The 22,748-nt window shown below is 38.8% G+C and carries 16 protein-coding genes and 1 pseudogene; 10 read left to right on the top strand and 7 right to left on the bottom strand.

The window, feature by feature from the left end; genetic code table 11:
• Positions 1 to 219 precede the first annotated feature (219 nt).
• The gene (locus J2746_RS02650; RefSeq protein WP_209615852.1) at positions 220 to 1,824 is read left to right on the top strand and encodes a BCCT family transporter; all 1,605 of its coding nucleotides are present in this window, start codon (positions 220 to 222) and stop codon (positions 1,822 to 1,824) included.
• Positions 1,825 to 1,913: 89 nt separating this feature from the next.
• Here J2746_RS02650 and J2746_RS02645 read toward each other — a convergent pair whose 3' ends face one another.
• From J2746_RS02645 to J2746_RS02635, 3 genes are all read right to left on the bottom strand, one after another.
• Positions 1,914 to 2,759: a DMT family transporter gene (locus tag J2746_RS02645; RefSeq protein ID WP_209615849.1), complete on the bottom strand. Its 846-nt coding sequence runs from the start codon at positions 2,757 to 2,759 to the stop codon at positions 1,914 to 1,916.
• A gap of 213 nt (positions 2,760 to 2,972) precedes the next feature.
• Positions 2,973 to 3,569, bottom strand: coding sequence for a flavodoxin family protein (locus J2746_RS02640; RefSeq protein ID WP_209615846.1), 597 nt, complete (start codon positions 3,567 to 3,569; stop codon positions 2,973 to 2,975).
• Positions 3,570 to 3,592: 23 nt separating this feature from the next.
• Positions 3,593 to 4,153 carry a class I SAM-dependent methyltransferase gene (locus J2746_RS02635; RefSeq protein ID WP_209615843.1) on the bottom strand — a complete coding sequence of 187 codons (561 nt, stop codon included), beginning with the start codon at positions 4,151 to 4,153 and terminating at the stop codon, positions 3,593 to 3,595.
• A gap of 239 nt (positions 4,154 to 4,392) precedes the next feature.
• Here J2746_RS02635 and J2746_RS02630 point away from each other — a divergent pair, with 239 nt between their 5' ends.
• Positions 4,393 to 4,686, top strand: coding sequence for a putative quinol monooxygenase (locus J2746_RS02630; protein WP_209615840.1), 294 nt, complete (start codon positions 4,393 to 4,395; stop codon positions 4,684 to 4,686).
• Positions 4,687 to 4,691: 5 nt separating this feature from the next.
• Here the strand turns inward: J2746_RS02630 and J2746_RS02625 are convergent, their stop codons facing one another.
• Together J2746_RS02625 and J2746_RS02620 are read right to left on the bottom strand one after the other, a co-directional pair.
• The gene (locus J2746_RS02625; protein WP_209615837.1) at positions 4,692 to 5,561 is read right to left on the bottom strand and encodes a DMT family transporter; all 870 of its coding nucleotides are present in this window, start codon (positions 5,559 to 5,561) and stop codon (positions 4,692 to 4,694) included.
• Between the two features lie 426 nt (positions 5,562 to 5,987).
• The gene (locus J2746_RS02620) at positions 5,988 to 7,289 is read right to left on the bottom strand and encodes a PEGA domain-containing protein (protein WP_342451781.1); all 1,302 of its coding nucleotides are present in this window, start codon (positions 7,287 to 7,289) and stop codon (positions 5,988 to 5,990) included.
• Positions 7,290 to 7,530: 241 nt separating this feature from the next.
• Here J2746_RS02620 and J2746_RS02615 point away from each other — a divergent pair, with 241 nt between their 5' ends.
• The 5 genes from J2746_RS02615 (at position 7,531) to J2746_RS02595 (ending at position 16,468) form a co-directional block, all read left to right on the top strand.
• Positions 7,531 to 8,004 carry a YqaA family protein gene (locus tag J2746_RS02615; protein WP_245249950.1) on the top strand — a complete coding sequence of 158 codons (474 nt, stop codon included), beginning with the start codon at positions 7,531 to 7,533 and terminating at the stop codon, positions 8,002 to 8,004.
• A gap of 284 nt (positions 8,005 to 8,288) precedes the next feature.
• Positions 8,289 to 10,292 (top strand): type I restriction-modification system subunit M, encoded by a 2,004-nt coding sequence (locus J2746_RS02610; RefSeq protein ID WP_209615831.1) that lies wholly within the window; start codon positions 8,289 to 8,291, stop codon positions 10,290 to 10,292.
• Positions 10,289 to 11,623, top strand: a complete 1,335-nt coding sequence (locus J2746_RS02605) for a restriction endonuclease subunit S (RefSeq protein ID WP_209615828.1) — start codon at positions 10,289 to 10,291, stop codon at positions 11,621 to 11,623. Before J2746_RS02610 ends, J2746_RS02605 begins: the two co-directional genes overlap by 4 nt.
• Complete coding sequence (locus J2746_RS02600; RefSeq protein ID WP_209615825.1) at positions 11,620 to 13,416, top strand: GmrSD restriction endonuclease domain-containing protein; 1,797 nt, start codon at positions 11,620 to 11,622, stop codon at positions 13,414 to 13,416. Before J2746_RS02605 ends, J2746_RS02600 begins: the two co-directional genes overlap by 4 nt.
• Before the next feature lie 43 nt (positions 13,417 to 13,459).
• Positions 13,460 to 16,468: a type I restriction endonuclease subunit R gene (locus tag J2746_RS02595; RefSeq protein WP_209615821.1), complete on the top strand. Its 3,009-nt coding sequence runs from the start codon at positions 13,460 to 13,462 to the stop codon at positions 16,466 to 16,468.
• 76 nt (positions 16,469 to 16,544) lie between these two features.
• On the opposite strand, the gene J2746_RS02590 is transcribed toward J2746_RS02595, so the two are convergent.
• Entirely contained in the window at positions 16,545 to 17,402 is an 858-nt protein-coding gene (locus J2746_RS02590; protein WP_209615818.1) for a hypothetical protein, read from the bottom strand.
• Positions 17,403 to 17,547: 145 nt separating this feature from the next.
• A pseudogene (locus tag J2746_RS02585) lies at positions 17,548 to 18,045 on the bottom strand (IS1634 family transposase); the annotation flags it as partial.
• Between the two features lie 265 nt (positions 18,046 to 18,310).
• Here J2746_RS02585 and J2746_RS02580 point away from each other — a divergent pair.
• The 3 genes from J2746_RS02580 (at position 18,311) to J2746_RS15000 (ending at position 22,711) form a co-directional block, all read left to right on the top strand.
• A complete protein-coding gene (locus J2746_RS02580) occupies positions 18,311 to 21,529 on the top strand; it encodes a PAS domain-containing protein (protein ID WP_209615816.1) in 3,219 nt (1,072 codons plus the stop codon).
• A gap of 222 nt (positions 21,530 to 21,751) precedes the next feature.
• Positions 21,752 to 22,507: a tryptophan-rich sensory protein gene (locus tag J2746_RS02575; protein WP_245249969.1), complete on the top strand. Its 756-nt coding sequence runs from the start codon at positions 21,752 to 21,754 to the stop codon at positions 22,505 to 22,507.
• A gap of 3 nt (positions 22,508 to 22,510) precedes the next feature.
• Positions 22,511 to 22,711, top strand: coding sequence for an integrase (locus tag J2746_RS15000; RefSeq protein ID WP_209616644.1), 201 nt, complete (start codon positions 22,511 to 22,513; stop codon positions 22,709 to 22,711).
• Positions 22,712 to 22,748: the final 37 nt, after the last annotated feature.

Here is a 22,748-nt window from a genome sequence, read left to right as displayed (position 1 = left end):
CTACTTGAAGTGGAGTTTTTATTATTAGATATGATATGAAGTTATTTACAAGGGTATCGTTTCTTGATCTTCTTAAAATGATGAAAATCTTTATATTAACTTCTAAGACAGGAAGCCCCTTTCATGTGATCAGAACGAAAGGTAAGGGTAGTTCACCTGCAGCATTTTTGCTTAATTGTAAACTCACTTTTTTTCAAAGTATAAACTGGAGGTAAATGAATGAGAGAAATGCAAAAAGGACTTACTGAATTTTCTGAAACGTTAAAAACACCTACATTATTGGTATCGTTATTTCTGACTTTAGCGTTTGTTTTTGCAGGTACGTTTTACGCAGAGAGTTTTGGTCAATATATGGATAATACTTTTAACTGGATGGTAGGAAATCTCGGATGGTCATTTTTACTTGGTGGAAGTATTTTCCTGTTACTGATTATATACCTGATGTTAAGTCCGCTTGGTGATATCAAATTAGGCGGAGACTACGAAAAACCTGCATATTCCGACCTCTCATGGTTTGCCATGCTTTTTAGTTGCGGAATGGGGATAGGTTTGCTTTTCTGGGGTGTTTCAGAACCTATCTGGCACTATATGTGGCCTCTTTACGAACAACCAAATACAGCTGAATCCCTGCATGCAGCCATGAGATATTCATTCTTCCACTGGGGATTCCATCCATGGGCAATATATTCTGTTGTTGCCGGATCACTAGCATACTTTTCTTACAGAAAAGGATTACCTATGTTATTGAGTTCTACTCTGGAACCCATTCTCGGAAGAGAAGGAATCGATGGTAAGTGGGGAGTTGCAGTAAATACTATCGGTGTTCTAGCAACCCTTTTCGGTATAGCCACAACCCTTGGTCTTGGTGTCATGCAAATTGGAGCAGGACTTGAAGAACTGTTCGGATATGTGAGCGGACCTACATTATGGGTTTTAATCATAACCGTAGTTACAATACTGGCAGTGATGTCAACCAGTTCAGGTATTGACAGAGGAATAAAATGGTTGAGTCAAATAAATCTTGCAGTTGCATTGATTTTAATGATACTCATATTTGTACTCGGACCTACATTATTTACACTTGAGCTTTTTACGCATTCTGTTGGGGGTTATTTGCAGAACCTGCTGCAGATGTCATTCGGAACTGATCCTGCGGGAGTAGGTGTCGAAGGATGGGGAGACTCATGGACGATCTTCTACTGGGCATGGTGGATTGCATGGGCACCTTTTGTCGGCTCTTTCATCGCCCGTGTGTCAAGAGGACGAACTATCAGAAGTTTTATAATAGGAGTTATGCTTGCACCTACCGTTGTAAGTATGGTATGGTTCAGCATTTTTGGCGGGTCTGCCCTTTTTATTGAACATTTCGGAGCAGGCGGAATCGCCAAAGCTGTGGAAGTTGATTCCGCACTGGGCTTTTTCAGTATGCTCAGCTTCTTCCCGTATTCTGATATACTTATCGGAGTCGCAATGTTCTCTGTAGCTATATTCTTTATAACCTCTTCTGACTCAGGCACTTATGTTATCGGAATGCTTACATCAAAAGGTAATCCGAATCCACCACTTCCACTCAGGATCATCTGGGGTAGTCTGGAAGGAGCCGTTGCAGCAGTTCTTCTACTTGCAGGCGGTCTGGGGGCTCTTCAAACAGCTTCTATAATCGGTGGTTTCCCGTTCATGCTTGTCATGCTTTTGATGTTATACTGCCTGATAAAAGCACTTTTCATGGAATTACAGGAAGAGTCGTTACCTCTTGAAAGAGCTAAATTAAGGGCAACTATTAAGGAAATAAAAGAAAAGTATGAACAGAAGGGCAGAGACTGATAGGCAAAAAGCACGGATTTTAAATTATCGGGGTAAATACTAAAAAATACCCCGATCACATTTCTGAAACAGAATTATCTTTAAAAATATCAGATCGATATAAGAATAACAGCAGTCAGGGATGCTACCACCCCCACCCACTGACGCGAATCGAGTTTTTCTTTTAACAACAAACATGCCAGCAATACTGTAACTGCAGGACTAAGTGATGAAAGTATCGTGGCAATATCCAGTCTTCCGGCTCCTGAAGCCAGGGCAAATAAAGTGACTCCCCCAGTATTGAACAATCCTGCAAGAAAAACTATCAGGATTGAATTGTAGGTAGGTTTGGTGACGTTCTTTGTTAGCATCATGAATCCTGTGAGCAAAATCAATGCTGTAATTCTTGAAACTGTTAATGGCCAGTAAATTGCATTGGAACTGAAATGGTCAATAGATATAAAGAACAAGCCAAATAAAAGACCTGCAAGTAATGGATATTCCAGATCTTTGGCTTTTAATTTAGACCCACCTCTCATACTAACAATAAAGCGTATTCCAATAAGTGCAAAAATAAAACCTATTACCTTAATAATGGAAGGAATACCCTCGTTTAAAACTGAATATATCACAGGTATGATTATTGATATTACTGCAGCCAGAGTAGCGACTATACTCATTTTTCCTCTGGCCATACCAATATAGAATACTATCAACCCGGTAGCTGCAAAAAATCCTCCAAGGCCACCCCACATAAGATCTTTTAACGGAGGCAGACTCTCTGAAAATACAAATGCAAGGATCGGGAATGTAATAATACCCATGATCTGTGTGCCCAGAACCACATAGTAAGCACCTGTCTTTCTGGTAGCATATCCTCCTACAAAATCCCCTGCACCCCATGACAATGCAGATGTAAGTCCAAAAAAGATGGCAAGGGTTTCGACAGGTATCATTTTATATCTCCGGTGACCAGGATCTAGATTTCCACATTGAATATTCTTGTGAACATCCAGTCTGTATGTGCCATTACCTTATAGTTGTAGCTACAATTCTTGTTAGAAAGATTATTTAACTTGATAAGGTTTTATCTTGCTTTATTAGTGAGAAAATTTTACTTTTATTATAAAAAGGAGATTAGCGAATAATAAAACACCTGAATAGCATATCTACCGAAGACTGATTGCCAGGTTTTTACCAGCTTCAAATGCCTTTTTTAGAATTGATTCGTCCTTTAAGACCTCACCTTTACTGAAGTAGCCTGTAGCTTCAAACTTGTCAAATATCTCATAACCAAGTGCCTCAAGGGGCATTCCAAGGGCTTCAAGGGCAAATCCCATTTCTTCAGCTTTTACCTGTTCGCAAACTGTAAAGATAAGCGCTTTTCTACCCTGATCTTCAAGTTTACTTGAATAAGGACCCGGACGTTGTTCAGTGAACACGTAAAAAGGATAAAGACGGTCTATAAACGTTTTCATCTCTGCCGTTACATTGTAGTTATAAACGGGAGAACCAAGAATAATACCTTTGCATTCTTCTATTTCAGGATAAAGAAGCTCCATACCATCGTGGAACCTGGTACATGTTCCATCTTTCCTGCAGGCTTCACAACCAATGCAGGATTCAATGGAATACTCCTTCAAATGGATCTTCTTTGTATCGGCACCTTCCGATTCTGCTCCCCTTAAAAAACTATCAAGCAGGACATCGGTATTTCCGTTCTTCCTGGGACTTCCACTAACTCCAAGTATTTTTACATTCTTCATCTTATAACCTCATGCTATTGAATTCATTTGCGGAAAACACCTGTATAATGTGGCCAGAGAAAATAAGTTCCATACACATCGGATATCTTCGTCAGACCTGCATCTTCCATATGCTGTTCAATTTCTGAAGGAAGCATACCATGGTCTTTCCTTGTAGGCTCCCGTATGTAGATGAGTCCTTTTTCTTTGAGCTTGCAAGCAAGAGCATCTATAACTTCCTGTCTGTCCTTTTCAGCTATATCGTGGAGAACAAAATGAATGAACACAGAATCAAAATGATTGTCAGGAAGATCTGCATCTTCTATAGTTTTACAGACGTATTCAACGTTAGAAAGACCAGTCATTCTTTTTTTCGCTTTTTCAAGCCAGAAAGCAGAGGTATCAAGGCAGACAAGACTCCCGTTAGAAAGTTCTTCTGCTATGTATTTAGAAACTGCTCCGCCTCCACACCCAAAATCAAGGGCATTTTCATCAGGTTTAAGTCGTAGTTCTTGAATGTACTTCTTGTACCTTAAACTACCTAAGCGGTTCCAGAGCCATTCCATCCTCAACTCCTCAAAAAAACCAGGATCATTAAAGCTCATAGGGTAATATCAATTACTTATTCCATTAGTTTTTTTCTATTGCCGTAGAATAAAAGATGATCTGAGATTTATCTGTTGACGTTTCGACAAAAGAAAAACGGCTCTGTAGAAATCCTATTGAGATCAATAGCAATAAGTTGAAATTAAGAAATATATTCAATAGCATATAACACTTTATGAATTATTGTTAACTTCGACCTCCATTAGAATACCAAGAATTTGTACAGAGCCGAGATTTTATGAAAATAAAAGTCGTTGCAAAAAACTACTTTAAACCTGAGAAAAGCGAGGATTTCATTGATTTATGCAGGAAACTTGTTGAAGAGACACTGAAGGAAGAAGGCTGCATAGAATACGGATTATATCAGAATTCAGAAAGGTCAGATATCCTTAGCATGATAGAGGAGTGGGAAGACGAACACAGTCTGAAAAAGCACTTTGAATCCGGACATTTCAAGGAAATTGTCCCTTTGGTGGTAGATTTTCTTGAAAAGGAAGCGGAGGTCGATAAATATAGTAACAAAATATTGTGATTACTCTACCTGCGTTCGGAAAGATAAATTCCTGCAAGTACCAGGGCTGCACCAAGCAGCACATAGATATTTGGCACATTTCCTATTACCAGGGTATCACCAATGATCGTCACAAGCGGTATCATGTATATTCCATTAGTCGTGGTGGATGAACCTGCAAGATGTATCGCCCTGTTCCAGAAAAGAAAGCCCAGTGCAGAGCAGAATACACCAAGGTAAATGAGAGCTGCAACAACCAACAGAGCATCATTTTGTGAGAATATCTCTATCCGCAGGTTCTGTGCCTGAAAGACCATTAAGGGAAAAAGAAATGCAGTGCCTGCAAGTGTGAGATCACGGGAGACAATGAACATATTCCTTGAACCCATGCGTTCAATGACTATGGTGTAGAATACCCAAGAAAAGACCGCACCGAACATGAGGATATCACCCATAGGATTCAGATGAAGATTGAACGCACCGTTGAGTACCAATAAGCCAACTCCGATAAAAGCTATCAGGGCGCCCGCATATTTGACCCGGTCCGATAATTGCCTTCTGGAAACATCAAGTGTCAGAAGCAGAACCACAGGCACGGTAGCGCTTATAAGTGATGAATTGGTGGCTGTTGTGAATACCAGTGCTACATTCTCAAGCATCTGGTAACTAGTGATACCAAGAAATCCTGCAATTGCAACATACATGACCTCGTTTCGGCTGTAATTCTCTCTTTTCCTGCAGATGGCAAACATTAGTATGGTTGCCATGAAAAAGCGGACAAATACAACAGTAAGAGGATCCAGAAAGTCAAGCAATATTTTTGTGGCAACAAAGGAAAAACCCCATAGGACAACCACTGTCATCATGTAAAGAAGTCCTTTTTTGCGTTTATCCATTTTTGTCACCTTTAAGCCATCAAATTGAAGACTATCGTGATGATGTTTAGCTATAAATTAATTTTGATAAGCATTTTTTGAATTAAATTCGATGTTTTCTTTGATGAAAATTGGACTCTGTAGAAACCCTCATTTGAGCGACTCATACGATTATGCATGCTTATCATGATTGAGACTATCAACTTTTTGGGATTTATGAGAAAAGTCGCAGTTTTTAACTACCGGTATGCAGAAAATGAGTTGAAGGCAATAGATTATTTTCCATCTTTTCGGATCGTACAATGTTTGCAGAGAGATGACGATGTAATTACATTTCGTTATGTAATAATTTACCCCTAACCAGTTGGAGAGGAAAATTTAGGTTAACAGAGTTCTGATTTTAAATTAAGTTAGATGGTCAATGGGAAATTTAAAGAGTAAGTAATTTCATTTAGTGTTATCAATGGTTCTTCCACATGCTGAACAAACTCCTTCTGTATTTGTCGCATCCTTACAATAAGGACATGCTCCTTGTTTAGAACCAATATTTGTGCGCTGAACAACGGAATCTCTTATGTGCGTTTCTATATAATCCCCATTATGTATGTTATTGACTACAGTTTGATTTTCAATGTTTGTTGTTGCTTTATTCCTGCTTTTAAGCACTTTTCGAGTAAAAATGATTGATATGATTACCAGAAGTACTACGAATACAGCTTCTAATATTTGTGCATTGAATTCAGTAGATTCTACTGTAGAAATTTTATTGGAGGTAATACTGGATGAACTCTTACCATTGACCTGTGTAACCACTTTTTCTGCAATGCTCAGTTTCTCCATAGATGCAGACACTGAAGCTGTAGAATCATCTTTTACAGTAACTGTCCGCTCTAGGTCCTTATATCCATCCTTTACTAATTTGATGGTAAATGTGCCTGGGGGTATACCATCAAGATAGAGGGGGGTAACTCCTTTATAGCTGCTTCCCAAATAAATGCTTGCACCGGAAGGTGTAGAATCAATATCTATGTTCCCATTTTCCTTGACTAATGACTTCTTGTAACTTGTCGAGACGCCTGCACTGATATAAAAAGTATCAGAAACATCTCGGTAACCATTCATACTGATGGATATATCATGTGTGCCAGGTAGGATTCCATTTTTAGTTAGTGGACTTGTCCCTGCATATTTGCCGTCTATATTCACCGTGGCTCCACTTGGAGTGGTGGACACACTAACACCACCTGTTTTTTGAGAAAGGGTTTTGCTTACTGAGCTTTGAGAGTCTGCTGTGACTGTAACACTAGTGCTCACATCATTGTATCCTTCTTTTTTCAGAAGCAATGTGTATTTGCCTTGTACTACATTAGAAATGGTCATGGGGGATGTGCCAATATATTGGCTATTAAGATAGATATCAGCATTCTGAGGATTGGTACTTATGGATATCTGTCCATATGGATTGTCAATATTGAAATACTGGCTGTCCTGTAAGTAATAAGGTCCAAGCGTATTAATGTTGAGCAAATCCATCTCATAGTATTTGACATTGATAATTATGTTACGACTCCCTGATGAAGCAGCTTCTGTAACATCAATAGGAAAAGTGAATGTATAACTGGATTTTTTGTTGATTCTGGATACACTTTGACTAGAAGGGCTTATAACAATCCCACTACTAGGTGAAACCTGTACTGATACTGTAACGTCTTTTACCCAATCATCTCCACTAACTTCTGATACGAGCACTTTCAAGGAAGAAGATTCTCCGGGGTATAAGCTAGGAGTGAAACTAATTTGTGTGTCCACTACAGGCGTTCCTGCATGCGCCGGAGATGTAAAAAATAATAAGAGCAACAACAATGTAGTCATTAGTACATTACTTTTGAATATATCCATGAAATATTTTCTTGTAAGCATAATATTTTCCTTACCCGAACAGCCATACTTCCCAGGATAAGTAAATATATAATAAATGTATTTATAATTTTTGAAAAGAAGGGATAAAGAAAAAATGTTAGATATGACGACAATCCTGACAGATTATGGCTACATTAGTCTATTCATTACAAGCTTTCTAGCTTCAACTATCCTCCCTCTTGGTTCTGAAGGTTTGGTGGCACTGATGATTATTGATAAATTCAATATCTACACAGTAGTTATTGTAGCATCTGTAGCAAATTTTCTAGGAGCGTGTACTTCCTACTACATAGGTTTCACAGGAAGAGGATTTTTCATAAACAAATATATGCGTATCTCCGATGAACAGATTCAGAGAGCTGAGGGCAGTTTTAAGAAATATGGAGGCTTGTCTCTGCTATTCACTTGGCTGCCAGGCATAGGAGATGCCATAGCTGTTGTCGGAGGTCTTTTAAGATACAGATTTACGCAATTTGCTGTATTGGTATTTATAGGAAAAGCGTTCAGATACATGCTTGTTGCATACATTGCCAGCCAGTATTGAAACTTTATGGGTTGGAGTAATATCTCTTCATATTGCTCATCATTTTCAAGCCCGTTTTCATCATAAGGGTGAGCCAGTTCACAACAGATGTCCTGAATAATAGAAGTAATCATGATTGAAAACTGTCATAGACAACTCTAAATTCCAATATTTTTAGCTTCATGCCACCCCGAAAACACTCATTTTATACTCAAATGAATAATTTTATAATGCTTAATAATCAGTACAATATAGCAAATCATCTCAACTAATTATTTTAAACCTTCATCAAAGAGATAGTTAACATGGTCAACGTAACCGAAAACGCCAACTTTATATGGAGTATCGCAGACCTTTTAAGAGGAGACTACAAGCAAGCAGACTATGGTAAAGTCATTCTTCCTCTTACGGTATTGAGAAGGCTTGATTGTGTTCTTGAACCTACAAAGCAGAAGGTTCTGGACTACCTTCCTAAAATGGAAAGCATGAATATCGAGAATACTGACCCTGTGCTCAACAAGGTTGCCGGTTTTAATTTCCATAACCAGAGCAAATACGACTTTGAGAGTCTCAAAGCAGACCCTACAAACGTTGCTGCCAATCTTGCAAATTACATCAAAGGCTTTTCTGAAGATGCCAGGAACATCATTGAGTACTTCAACTTCAATGAGCAGATCGATAAACTTGATAAAGCAGACCTTCTCTATCTTGTTGTCAAGAGGTTTGCAGAGGTTGACCTTCACCCTGACAAGGTCAGTAATGTTGAGATGGGATACATCTTTGAAGAGCTGATACGCAAGTTTTCTGAACTTTCCAATGAGACTGCTGGACACCATTTCACTCCAAGGGAAGTAATCAGGCTTATGGTCAATCTCCTCTTTGTCAATGACAGGGATATACTCACACGCCAGGGAATTGTCAAAACCCTCTATGATCCAGCCTGTGGGACCGGGGGAATGCTGTCTGTTGCAGAAGAATACCTGAAAGACCTGAATCCTGATGCAAGGCTGGAAGTGTTCGGACAGGAACTTAACGATGAGTCTTATGCAATATGCAAGTCTGATATGTTGATAAAGGGTCAGAATGCTTCTAACATTAAGTTTGGTAATTCCTTTACTGTTGACGGACTTGAATTCGAAAAATTCGATTACATGCTTTCAAATCCTCCTTTCGGCGTGGAGTGGAAGAAGGTCGAGAAGTTCATCAAAGACGAAAATGAGAAGAAAGGATATAGCGGTAGATTCGGTGCAGGTCTTCCAAGGATAAGTGATGGTTCTTTCCTTTTCCTTCAGCATATGATATCCAAGATGAAGCAGGATGATAGCGGCTCACGTATAGGAATTGTTTTCAATGGTTCTCCTTTGTTTACCGGAAGTGCCGGAAGCGGTGAGAGTGAGATACGTAGATGGATTATTGAGAACGATATGCTTGAAGCTATTGTAGCTCTTCCTGACCAGTTATTCTACAACACAGGTATCTACACTTATGTATGGATAGTCGCTAACCGGAAGAATGACGAAAGGAAAGGAAAGATACAGCTTGTCAGTGCCATTGATTTCTACTCCAAAATGAAGAAAAGTCTTGGTAACAAGCGCAATGAAGTCAGTACAGAAAATATCGATACAATCACAAAGCTCTATGGTGATTTTGAGGAAAACGAGTTCTCAAAGATCTATGACAATGAAGACTTTGGATACCAGCGTATAACAGTAGAACGTCCTCTGAAGCTTAACTTCCAGGTAAGTGAAGAACGCATCGAGAGACTGAAGGAAGAAAAAGCTTTCATTAACCTTGCTTCAAGCAAGAAAAAAGGTGAAGCAGGTGAAAAGGAAATTGAGGAAGGTAAACGCTTACAAGCTGATATCCTTAAGATGCTCTCATCAATGGATCCGGACAAACTGTACAAGAACCGTGATGATTTCACAAAGGTTCTAAAACAACAAATCAAGAACTCAGGCATTAACGTTAAACCTGCATTCATCAAGACCATTATCAAAGCTCTTTCCGAACAGGATGAAACAGCTGATGTCTGCAAGGTGAAAAATAAACCAGAACCTGATTCAAATCTCCGTGACTATGAAAACGTCCCATTAAAAGAGGACATTGACACCTATTTTGAACGTGAGGTCAAACCTCATGTTCCGGATGCCTGGATTGATGAAAGTAAGACCAAGACAGGTTATGAGATTAATTTCACAAAGGAATTCTACAAATACACGCCTCTTCGCAGTCTCGATGAAATAAGAGCAGACATCATGGCTCTTGAGGAAGAGATGGAAGGTCTGCTCAAGGAGGCTATCAGTGAATGAAGCCATATCCTGCATACAAGGATTCAGGGATTGAGTGGATAGGGGAGATACCCGAGAATTATGTTGTTACAAACCTAAAGCATATTTGCGATAAAATCACAGATGGTTCTCATTTTTCTCCTGAAACACAAGATTACGGGATTCCATACATTACAGTTCAAGACGTGAAGGATGATTTTATTGATTTTGATAACTCAAAACGTATTTCAGAAACAGATTATCTTACTTTAAAAAGAAATGGTTGTCAACCTTTGGAAGGGGATGTACTATTAACAAAAGATGGAACCATAGGTAAAGCAGTAGTAGTAAAAAATAAAAATAACTTTGCGATTCTTTCTTCATTGGGGCTAATAAGACCTTCACCGGCAAAACTTCTACCTGAATATTTAAGGTACTATTTAACTTCAGGATTGAATATTGACCAAATGTTTAGTTTTATAAGAGGCTCTGCACTTACACGTCTGACAATAAAACTAATAGAGCAACTTCTTATCGTCTATCCATCTATCCCGGAACAACAAGACATAATCACATTTTTGGATAAGAAGACTTCTCAAATAGATGCCGTCATTGAAAAGAAGCAGAAGCAAATCGAACTACTCAAAGAGGAACGCACTGCAATTATCAATCATGTAGTGACAAAGGGACTTAACCCAGATGTGCCGATGAAGGATTCAGGTATTGAGTGGTTGGGAGAAGTGCCGGAGCATTGGGAAATCGCAGGATTAACAAAATATCTGGAATCTATTGTTGATTATAGAGGAAAAACCCCTCAAAAGACTGAAGAAGGTATATTTTTAGTAACTGCAAAAAACGTTAAAAATGGAATTATAGATTACAGTTTGTCACAGGAATACATAAACACTGCTGACTATGAGAAAGTAATGAGCAGAGGTTATCCTGAGATAGGGGATGTACTTTTTACAACAGAGGCTCCTTTAGGAGAAGTTGCAAATGTTGACAACGAAGATATCGCATTGGCACAAAGAATCATCAAGTTCAGAGCCAATAAGAACTACCTTGATAATTATTTCTTAAAATTTTGGTTATTATCTTATTCGTTCCAGAGCGATTTGCAACGTTATGCAACTGGTTCAACTGCTCAGGGTATAAAAGCCAGTAAGTTAAATCATCTCAAAGTTGTTTTGCCACCTTTGGTTGAACAAGAATCAATTGTATCCTTTATAGATACTTCTTATTCTGAAACAGAAATCATAATTGGGAATATCCAAAATCAAATCTCTCTCCTACAAGAATACCGCACATCACTCATCTCAAATGCAGTAACAGGCAAAATTGACGTAAGGAATGAAGTGGAGTTAGTTGAATGAAAACGCAAAAATATGCCGTAAATCAGCATCTGATTGAGACAGTATTGAGTTGGGTGAAATCTGGTGAAATAGCTATACCGGAGATACAGAGACCTTTTGTGTGGGATTCTACAAAGGTCAGAGACCTAATGGATTCACTGTATCAGGGTTATCCTATAGGTTACCTCATTGCATGGAGAAATCCCAATGTAAGACTTAAGGATGGTACTGTTTCTGAAGGAAAAAAGATTCTGATTGATGGTCAGCAAAGAGTGATGGCTCTTAATGCTGCTATTCTTGGTCAATACATAGTAAACAGCGACTATAAGAAAGCAAAGATAAGGATAGCTTTCCACCCTATTGAAGAAAGGTTTGAGGTATTTAATACCGCAATTCAGAAAGACAGTTCATGGATTCATGATATAGCTCCATTAATCAATGGAGATGTCGGTTTTATTCGCCTTGTTAAAGATTATTGTGAGAAAAACCCTGATGTTGATGAAGGTCATGTAGAGAATGCTTTTGAGAACCTTAAGAACATCACCAAAAAACAGCTTGGTCTAATAGAATTAGATTCTGACCTTGATATTGAAACAGTAACTGAGATATTCATAAGAATAAATTCCAAAGGAGTACCTTTAAGCCAGGCTGACTTTGCAATGTCAAAAATAGCTGCAAATGAGATTCATAACGGCCCTACTATCAGAAAAGCCATAGACTATTTCTGCCACATGGCAATTGCACCTGAATTCTACGAGCAGATAAGAGATGTTGATACTGATTTTACATCAACCGATTACTTCCAGAAAATGTCATGGTTGAAGAACGAGAATGATGACCTATATGACCCAGGGTACACAGATATGCTGAGGGTGGTCTTCACTTCTGAATTTGAAAGAGGCAAACTGTCAGACCTTGTCGGTTTGCTCTCTGGAAGAAATTTCGAGACCAGAACCTATGAAGAAGACATTGCAAGGAACTCCTTTGAGACACTGGAACAGGGCATTTACAAGTTTATGAATGAACATAGTTTCAAGAGATTCCTGATGATAATAAGGTCAGCAGGTTTTATTTCTTCAAAGCTGGTTCGTTCACAGAACTCCCTTAATTTTGCCTACATTGTTTATCTCAAACTCAAATCACTTGGTTACAAACCTGCTGATATTGAAAAATATGTACGCAAATGGTTTGTGCTTTCAGTTCTTACAGGAAGATATTCAAGTTCTCCAGAATCAGCATTTGACCGTGATATTAAAAATATATCTAGCAAGGATTTTGGTGAGTATCTGAATAGTGTTGAACAAGCAGTGCTTTCAGACACCTTCTTTGATGTAGGACTTATACAGAATCTTGACACATCAGTAGCAAGTAGTCCCTACTTCAACGTATATCTCGCATCACAGGTAAAGACCAAGGACTTAGGATTTTTATCAAAAGACATCACAGTGGACGATTTAATCAGCCACCACGGTGACATCCATCACATATTTCCAAGAGAATATCTGAAGAAAAACGGTCTCAAAAGAGGACGATATAACCAGATTGCCAATTACGTCTACATGCAGAGTGAAATCAATATACAGGTAGGTAGCAAAGCTCCAAACATCTATTTCAATGAATTGAAAGAGCAATGTGCTACAAGTAACACAAAATATGGTTCAATATGTGATGAAAAAGCTCTATTTGAAAACCTAAGGATGAACTGTATTCCCGAAGACATTTTCTCAATGGACATCAAAGATTATGATGAGTTCCTGTTAAAAAGAAGAGCTTTAATAGCAAAAAAGATTAAGGAGTATTATTATTCTTTGTAATAGTATACTAATATAATCTACTTCATGTCTGGAGCACATAATAATGACAACAACAGAAGTCCACACAGAAAAAGCCTTTGAAGAAGCCATCGAGTATCATCTTGTTGAAGAAGGAGGTTACCATAAAGGCAATGCTGATGACTTTGACAGGGAGCTGGCACTGGATAAAGGTGTGTTGTTGTCGTTCCTGAAAGATAGTCAGCCAGAAAAATGGGAAAAATCTGTTTCCATACATGGTGGAGCTGTCGAATCTAAAATTCTGAAAAGACTTCAGGTTGAACTTGACAACAGGGGAATGCTGGATATCCTTCGCAAAGGCTTCACAGATATGGGAGTAAATTACAAAACTGTTTTTTTCAAGCCTGTAAGTGGTCTCAATCCCGATACTCTGAATTTGTACAAGAAAAATAAACTTACAGTTACAAGACAGGTTCATTACAGTCCTAAGAGTGAGAAATCTATTGACATGTTATTGAGCGTAAATGGTCTGCCTGTAGCAACAGTAGAACTGAAGAACCAGTTTACAGGACAGAATGCTGATAATGCCAGAAAACAGTTCATGTTTGACAGGGAACAGAACGAACTGCTTTTCAAATTCAAGAAGAGAGCTCTTGTACATTTTGCGGTTGATACCGATGAAGCATACATGACCACAAAGCTGAATGGCAAGGAAACTCGCTACCTGCCATTTAACCTTGGATGTGACGGAGGTAAAGGAAATCCGGTCAATCCCAATGGTTACAGAACATCATATCTCTGGGAACAGATATGGGAAAAGGATAGCTGGCTGGATATAATTGGACGATTCATGCACTTGCAGGTGGAAAAATACGAAGTCGATGGCAAAGTTGTCAAAAAAGAAAGCATGATCTTCCCAAGGTATCATCAGCTTGATGCGGTTCGTAAGCTCACAGCAGATACACGTAAAAGTGGCACTGGCAAGAACTATCTTATAGAACACTCAGCAGGTAGCGGCAAAAGTAATTCAATTGCATGGCTTGCATATCACTTATCCAGTCTGTACGACGACGATGATAACAGGATATTCGATTCAGTAGTCGTAATCACCGACCGTCGTGTACTTGACAAGCAACTTCAGGACACCATATTCCAGTTCGACCACAAGCAGGGTGTTGTTCAGAAGATTGACAGGGACTCAAAACAACTGGCATCTGCACTCAATTCCGGTACAAACATAATCATCACCACATTGCAGAAGTTTCCATTTATCCTTGACAAAGTAGGCGATATGCCTGCAAGAAAGTACGCTATAATAGTTGATGAAGCTCACAGCTCACAGGGCGGCAAAGCTTCGGAAAAGATGAAAGAGGCACTCACAGTCATCGACATGGAGGACATCTCTAAAGAAGAAAGTGAAAGCTATGGAGATGATGACGACAACGATGCTGAGGACGAGATGAGAAAAGTAATGGCATCCAGAGGACCCCAGGAAAACCTCAGCTTCTATGCATTCACAGCAACTCCAAAACCAAAAACACTTGATGTATTTGGAACAGAGGATACTAACGGACAGAAAAAACCTTTCCACATCTATTCCATGAGACAGGCAATAGAAGAAGGCTTCATTATGGATGTTCTCAAGAACTATGTCACCTATAAGACCTTCTTCGAGCTTTCCAAAATCATAGAGGATGACCCCTCTCTGAACAAGAAGAAAGCAAGGCGTGCAGCTGCAAGGTTTGTATCCCTTCACCCTCACAACATAGCACAAAAAACAGAAGTCATGGTAGAACACTTCCGCCAAGTAACTATGGATAAGATTGGTGGACAGGCAAAGGCAATGGTTGTAACCTCTTCACGTCCACATGTAGTCAAATATAAGCTCGAATTTGACCGTTACATCAAAGAGAAGGGATACAGTGACATTAAAGCTCTTGTTGCATTCTCAGGAACTGTAAAAGACGAATATGGAAACTCCTTTACAGAACCTGAAATGAATGGTTTCAGTGAAAAAGAATTACCTGAGAAATTCGATGCAGAAGAATATCGCTTATTGCTTGTAGCAGAGAAATACCAGACTGGATTCGACCAACCTCTTCTTCATACAATGTATGTAGACAAGGCTCTTTCCGGCGTGAAAGCCGTACAGACACTTTCCAGACTGAACAGAATACATCCCGGAAAAGAAGATACATTCATTCTTGACTTCGTAAATAAAGAGGAAGACATTCTACTATCATTCCAGCCCTATTATCAACAAACAGTTCTCACTGAAAGTACCGACCCTAACCTCCTATATGACCTCAAAGGAAGACTTGATTCAGCACAGGTATACTGGCAATCTGAGATTGACAACTTCTGTAATGCCTTTTTCCGCTCAAAGAACAAGCGCACTCAAAAGGATAATGCAAAACTGAACGCGTACATTGATCCGGCAGTTGAACGTTACAGAGGGATAACAGCCGAAAAAGAGCAAGAAGACTTCAGGCACACCCTCGCATCCTTTGTTCGTCTTTATTCATTCCTTTCACAGATAATGCCATTCCAGGACATAGAGCTGGAAAAACTCTATGCCTATGGACGATTCCTTTTGAAGAAGTTACCAAGAAAAGATATCTCTGAAATCCTGAAACTCGATGATGAGGTAGCATTGGAATATTACCGTTTACAAAAGATAAGTGAAGGCTCAATCAGTCTTCAAAAAGCGGATGGAGAACTGGAACCACCTTCTGAAATTGGCATGAGAAAAGAGAAAGAAGAGTCAGCTCATCTGTCCGAAATCATAAAGGTACTAAATGACCGCTTTGGAACTGATTTTACTGATGCAGACCGCATTTTCTTTGAGCAGATTGAAGCAGATATCATGGCAAATGAAGGACTTTCAAAGCAAGCAAGGAACAATACAATTGATAATTTCAAGTACGGTTTTGATGACATTTTCACAGATGCTTTGATTGGTCGCATGGACCAGAACGAGTCCATCTTTTCAAGGATTATGGATGATGCTGGTTTTGCTACCATTGTTAAGGATTATCTGCTAAGGAGTGTCTACAAGAAACTGAATGAGGATATTGTGGAGTCTTCTGTATGAACAGGGCGGGAATATGAGCACAGAGGTACATGATAATGAAACTTGGTGATGGACAAAAAATAGTAGCTACAATAAGCTACATTAGAGGACTTTCTCTCTTTTTTGCTAATATTGCTGACACTATGCGATATGCTCCAAGTCCCGTAAATATACAAAAAATGAATTGAACAATTCCAGTATCCTGGGTTTCTGGAATAGTCCATATCCCAAAAAAGACAAATATAGCCATTATTCTTGCTATCTTTATTCTTGCGGGGTCCAGAGGTTCATTTGTCCTGTCTCCAACACTTTCTAATTTACCCGGCCATATGATGACAGGCAGGAACAATATGATTGCAAACACAACAAATGATATACTTCTGGATGAATGGGCAAATATCATCCCTCCATTTTGAATGTAAATGATGGCTGAAATGATCAGCATCATTGTTCCAATGGGTAGGTGGTATTTTGCCGGATCATTTAACCGGCTGTCAAATATAAACCCAAAAGCTGTAAGAATGCCATATATCCAGGATATATGGTATGCCAATATTAGCCCCACGGCAATGCCTAAAAAAGAATCCATTATCCCTGCAGGCATACCACTTGAATGGTTGATGATTCTCAGGATAAGGAGGAACCAGACAAAAGGCAGGATTTTAGGTATTTCAAATATAATTATGAATGCAAGTGCCAGAGATACAGTTACAAAAGCTCCCCATTCTTTGTCTGGATCAAGCTCTCTTGAGATTGCCCACAGAAGAAATACAAGCAAGCCAGCTCTTATTCCTGTTATCAGGCTTATGTTGTTCGTCTCTCCCCGGAAGTAGTTGAAAAATGTGATAATGGTGAAAATAATAGAAGTGAGAAATGCAATGCTGATTATTAATTTATTTGTGAAATAAGCAAAATTCAGGGGCCTACCTATAGTAGTTATTTTATGGATCTCCATCTTGCTGAAAGTTGGTACTATTTGGTTTAAGTTTTCCTATCATTTTGTAACCAAAATTTTAGTTTTTTTGTCAGGAAAGATATCTGACAGTTTGAACAATTTCATGTAAATCATTACGATTTTGCCCATTTTGCCTTAAAATCAGTTAATTTATGTCATAAAAGTTAGCATACATGTACTTTTTTGCTTAATTTTTATAAAATCTACAGTCACTGTCAAATTCAATAGACTATTTTTTTATAGGGATTTATGAAATAGAACTCGTTAAATTTTGTTGACCTATGTTTGAGTTCATTGAACTCATATCTCATCAGTGATATGAAAAGCTGTGCAATGAACCCAATGATTACCGCACCATATATACTAGCATCTGTCCATACTCGTAGTGGTTTATCACAATTTCATTCTTCAGCGAATTGATAATTTTCTCGATACTATCCTTTTTTCGATACGTCTGAAGAGCTTGTTTTAGTGTCAAATTCTCACTTGACTTCAAGCAGAAAAATCCTTCTCTGCCTGCAACTATCTTTTCTTTCAGTAATTTGATGGTATCCTGTTCATCAGATACCATCATTTTTGTCTGTAGGGAATAAGTCACATCAACAAGGAAATTGTTAATCCTGAACTTTTTTGGCAGCTTCTTTATTCCTGTCAATTGATCCCTGTATAGCTCTTGATTCCTTCTGTTGACTTGTTGATATGTTTTTCTGAAGTGTTTCTGGTCATTCAGGAAAGCATATATTCTCTTTAGGTGTAATTTTATGTGTTCTTGGTTTTGTTTGCATTTTTGGTCGAATACAACATTACTAAGAACACTTTTTTTACTTTTAACTATCAAAAGTGGATAATAAGCAAAAGTTGAAATTTATATATTATTTATATATTATAACATATAAGAGGGAATAACAATGGAGAACAAATTAAGTGGGGAGCAGCTTTCTAAAATCAATAGTTGTCTGCTAAAACTGGGCGCTGACTATGAAGCTAATATTAACAGCTTGACATCTCTTTGCGGCGAACTCTTAAATGGTACATGTGCCCTATACAACCGACTTAATGGTGGCATGCTATATTCTGTTGGTCAATGGCATACACCTCCAAATCACCTGTCTGAAGATCAAAAAGAAGGACACATATGCTATGATATCATCAAAAACGGCATCTTAGAACCATATATTGTGCGCAATCTAGGTGAAACGTCCTATGCTAAAACAGACCCAACTGTGGCATCGTATAATCTGCAGACCTATATTGGCCATCCTGTTGCATGTCGCAATGAACTTGTAGGTTCTCTTTGTGTTGTGTATCAGGATGATGCAGATATCAGTGAGGATGATAAACATATCCTTGGACTCATCGCCTCGGCCATAGGCAGAGAAGAAGAACGTAAAAATGTAGAAGAAGAACTGTACAAAAGCCAGCAGCAACTATCCAATGCATTAAATATCGCAATGCTTGGTCATTGGGATTTGGATGTTGTCAACGGTATATTTACTTTTTCAGACGAGTTCTACTCTATATTCCATACTAATGCTAAAGAGATGGGAGGTTACAGGATGCCAATAGAGGATTATGCCAGACGTTTTGTACATCCAGATGATCGTCATATGGTCGCTGAGGAGGTGCGCAAGGCACTGGAGGCTGAAGATCCAGATTTCAGTCGTTATCTTGAACACCGCATATTATATGCTGACGGGAGTACAGGTTACCTTGCAGTCAGATTTTTTATCATAAAGAACAGTAAAGGTGAAACTGTCAAGTCATATGGTGTTAATCAGGATATTACTGATCGCAAGTTGTCAGAAAAAGCTTTGATGCACTCGCACGATTTATTGAGCTATATCGTGGAACACACAAGAAGTGCTGTTGCGGTTCATGACCGTAATCTGAATTACATATATGTCAGCCAGCAGTATCTTGACGAGTATAAAGTCAAAATGAAAGATATCATAGGAAAACACCATTACGAAGTATTCCCAGATCTTCCCCAGAAGTGGAGAGACGTTCATCAAAGGGCACTTGCTGGTGAAGTAATAAGTGCTGAAGATGATCAATATATAAAAGAGGATGGTGCCGTAGAGTGGACCCGTTGGGAATGCCGTCCCTGGTATGAAATGGATGGATCTATCGGTGGAATTATTGTTTACACAGAGGTAATTACCGACCGCAAGAAGGCAGAGCTAAAACTGGAAGAAACTTCCAATATCCTGGAATCTATGCTGGATCAATTACAGGATGTAGTAGCTTTCCAGCAAACCGACCTCACAATAACGCGTTATAATAAAGCTGGTTATGAATTGCTAAACAAATCACCTGAGGATGTATTAGGAAAGAAATGTTATGAACTGATTGGGCGTCAAGACGAATGTCCAGATTGCCAGGCAAAAAAAGCTCTAAGGACAAAAAAGATCGAGACTGCAGAAAGATATGTGCCTGAACTTAATAAATACATAAGGGCAACAAGTAATCCTATACTTAATGAAAATGGAGAGGTTGTCTTCATAGTAGAGCAACTCCAGGACATCACTGAAAGTAGAAAAACGGAAGAAGAATTAAAGCGACGTGAAACACTCCTGAATAAGGTATTTGACATTATACCTGTTGGACTGTGGTTTGCTGATGCTGACGGAAAACTTCTGCGGGGAAATCCCGCAGGAAAGCGTATATGGGGTGCTGAACCTCTTGTTCCTCCTGAAGAGTATGGTGTGTTTAAAGCAAGAAGACTTCCTACAGGTGAAGAAGTACTTCCTGAAGAATGGGCACTATCCCAAACTATCAAAGATGGTATAACAATAGAGGATGAAGTTCTGGAAATTGAGGCATTTGATAATAAAAGAAAAGTCATACTCAATTATACAGCTCCTGTGCTAAGCGATGATGAAGAAATGTTGGGAGCAATAGTGGTCAATAACGATATCACTGAACTCAAGAAGACAGAGATGGAACTATTAAAGGCTAAAGAAGCTGCAGAAGCTGCTAATTTGTCCAAATCAGAGTTTTTAGCCAACATGAGCCATGAGATCAGAACCCCCATGAATGCAATAATCGGGTTTACCGATCTACTAATGGAAACCGAAATGAGCGATGCACAAAGACACTATACTCAAATTGTGCAAAAAAGTGGGGAAAATCTTCTTGATCTTATAGAGGATGTACTTGATATCTCAAAAATAGATGCTGGTAAACTGGAACTGGAAAATATAGACTTTGATTTACAGACTCTTCTAAACGATTTCATCGAAACTATGAGCCTGCGTGCACATAGTAAGGAGCTGGAACTATCTCACGACCTCACAAAGGATGTTCCCTTGCTGCTTCGTGGAGATCCTGGAAGACTCACCCAGATTCTGACCAATCTTACAGGAAATGCAATTAAATTTACCTCAGAAGGTGAGGTGACTATCTGCATCTCAGTTGAATCCCAAAAAAGCGACAAAATCCTGCTACGTTTTTCAGTAATAGATACAGGAATCGGCATTCCTGAGGAAAAAATTGATCTGATTTTTGAAAAATTCACTCAGGCAGACACCTCTAACAGTCGTAGATTCGGTGGCACAGGTTTGGGACTTGCAATATCCAAACAACTGGTCGAAATGATGAATGGTGACATTGGTGTTATCAGTAAAGTTGGAGAGGGATCAAATTTCTGGTTCACCGTACAGCTGGAAAAGCAATCTAAAACAGAGTGGGTAGAAAAACCTGAAAAGGTGGATTTTATTCAAACAAGCAATAGTGTACTAAAGATCTTGCTGGTCGAAGACGATATGTTCAATCAGGAAGTAGCTCAAGCTATGTTAACTAATTTAGAATTCGATGTGGATGTTGTTGGTAATGGCATAGAAGCTATAAAAGCTCTTGAGACAAAATCATATGATCTTGTGCTTATGGACATTCAAATGCCGGAAATGAACGGTGTGGAAGCTACTAAGATCATTCGAAATCCAGAATCAAAAGTGCTCAATAAGGATATACCTGTAATTGCATTGACGGCACATGCAATGAAAGGTGACAGAGAGAAGTTTTTTGAAATTGGAATGAATGATTATATTTCAAAACCAATCTCATTGAAAGCGGTCAGAGAATTATTGGACAAATGGAATAATATTATTCTTAAAAGTAGAGAATAAACTCAATCTTGATTTCCAGAACATTGAATCATCGCTTAAAAATCCTTTTTACATCAGCAATGTAGGGTGCCAAGAACCAAAAAAGCAATCTTAGCCAGAATTATCAAGGATAATATTTATTTCTCTTGAACGCAGAGTTTTGGTATACAGTGGTGATGGGGAAACCTTGTGGAACAAAGAACTGCATTAATCAAGCTTATTGTAGTAGTGACCTTCTTGACAATGGTTGTTATGAACTTACTGGCGAACATCCTGCCAATCAACGGTGTCACCACAGGCCAGGTTTCGGACTCCTTTGAAAATCTATTTGCTCCTGCAGGAGTTACCTTTTCCATATGGGGCCTTATATATCTCTTGCTTGGAGGATATACACTTTACCATCTCGGCCTTTTCAGGGACCAGCGGAGTAACTCCACAACTGCACTATTCAAAAGAATTGGAATACTGTTCTCAATATCTTCACTCGCCAATGCATCATGGGTCCTGGCATGGCACAATTATATGATACTACTATCTCTACTGCTTATAGTTGTAGTACTTGTCTGTCTGATAAAGATCAATGAATTGACAGCCAGGGAAAGCTTCACTGGAAGGGACTATTTTTTCATCAGGCTTCCTTTCAGCATTTACTTTGGATGGATCACGGTCGCAACCATCGCTAACGTAACTATTTTTCTTGTAAGTATCGGATGGGGAGGCTTTGGCTTAGCTGAAAGCACTTGGGCTGTTATTATACTTGTAGTCGGGCTTACAATCGCAACAGCAACAATGATAAAGAATAGAGATATCGCTTATGGACTCGTTATTGTCTGGGCCTATGCGGGTATCCTGCTAAGGCATATATCAGCTGAAGGTTTCGGAGGACAGTACCCCGCCGTAATTACTACAGTAGTTATCTGCATAGTCCTTTTGTTCCTGACCGAAGGATATCTGTTGATTTCAAAAAAGAAATGGAACACGTCATCGATGGGTGATTGATATATTCAAAAATGGAGACGCTATATCAAAATAAAGAAATCCAATGTCTTTGAAGTCTATGTTACTGATGAGGAGATTCAGGAGGCTTATGAAAGCTATCCTGAAGACTTAAAACCTATCTATAAGTTGCTGATATATTCAGGAAATCGCCTTTCTCATATTCATAAGATGTTGAAACCTTTGATGAACGCAATATTGTTGTAGATGGAGAAGTAGCACATTATCCATCAGCCACTTTCTC

The organism is Methanolobus bombayensis (genome assembly GCF_017873415.1).
Taxonomy (GTDB): domain Archaea; phylum Halobacteriota; class Methanosarcinia; order Methanosarcinales; family Methanosarcinaceae; genus Methanolobus; species Methanolobus bombayensis.
The sequence above is the reverse complement of the archived record's forward strand: the minus strand, read 5'-3'. Positions and strand labels throughout refer to the sequence as shown.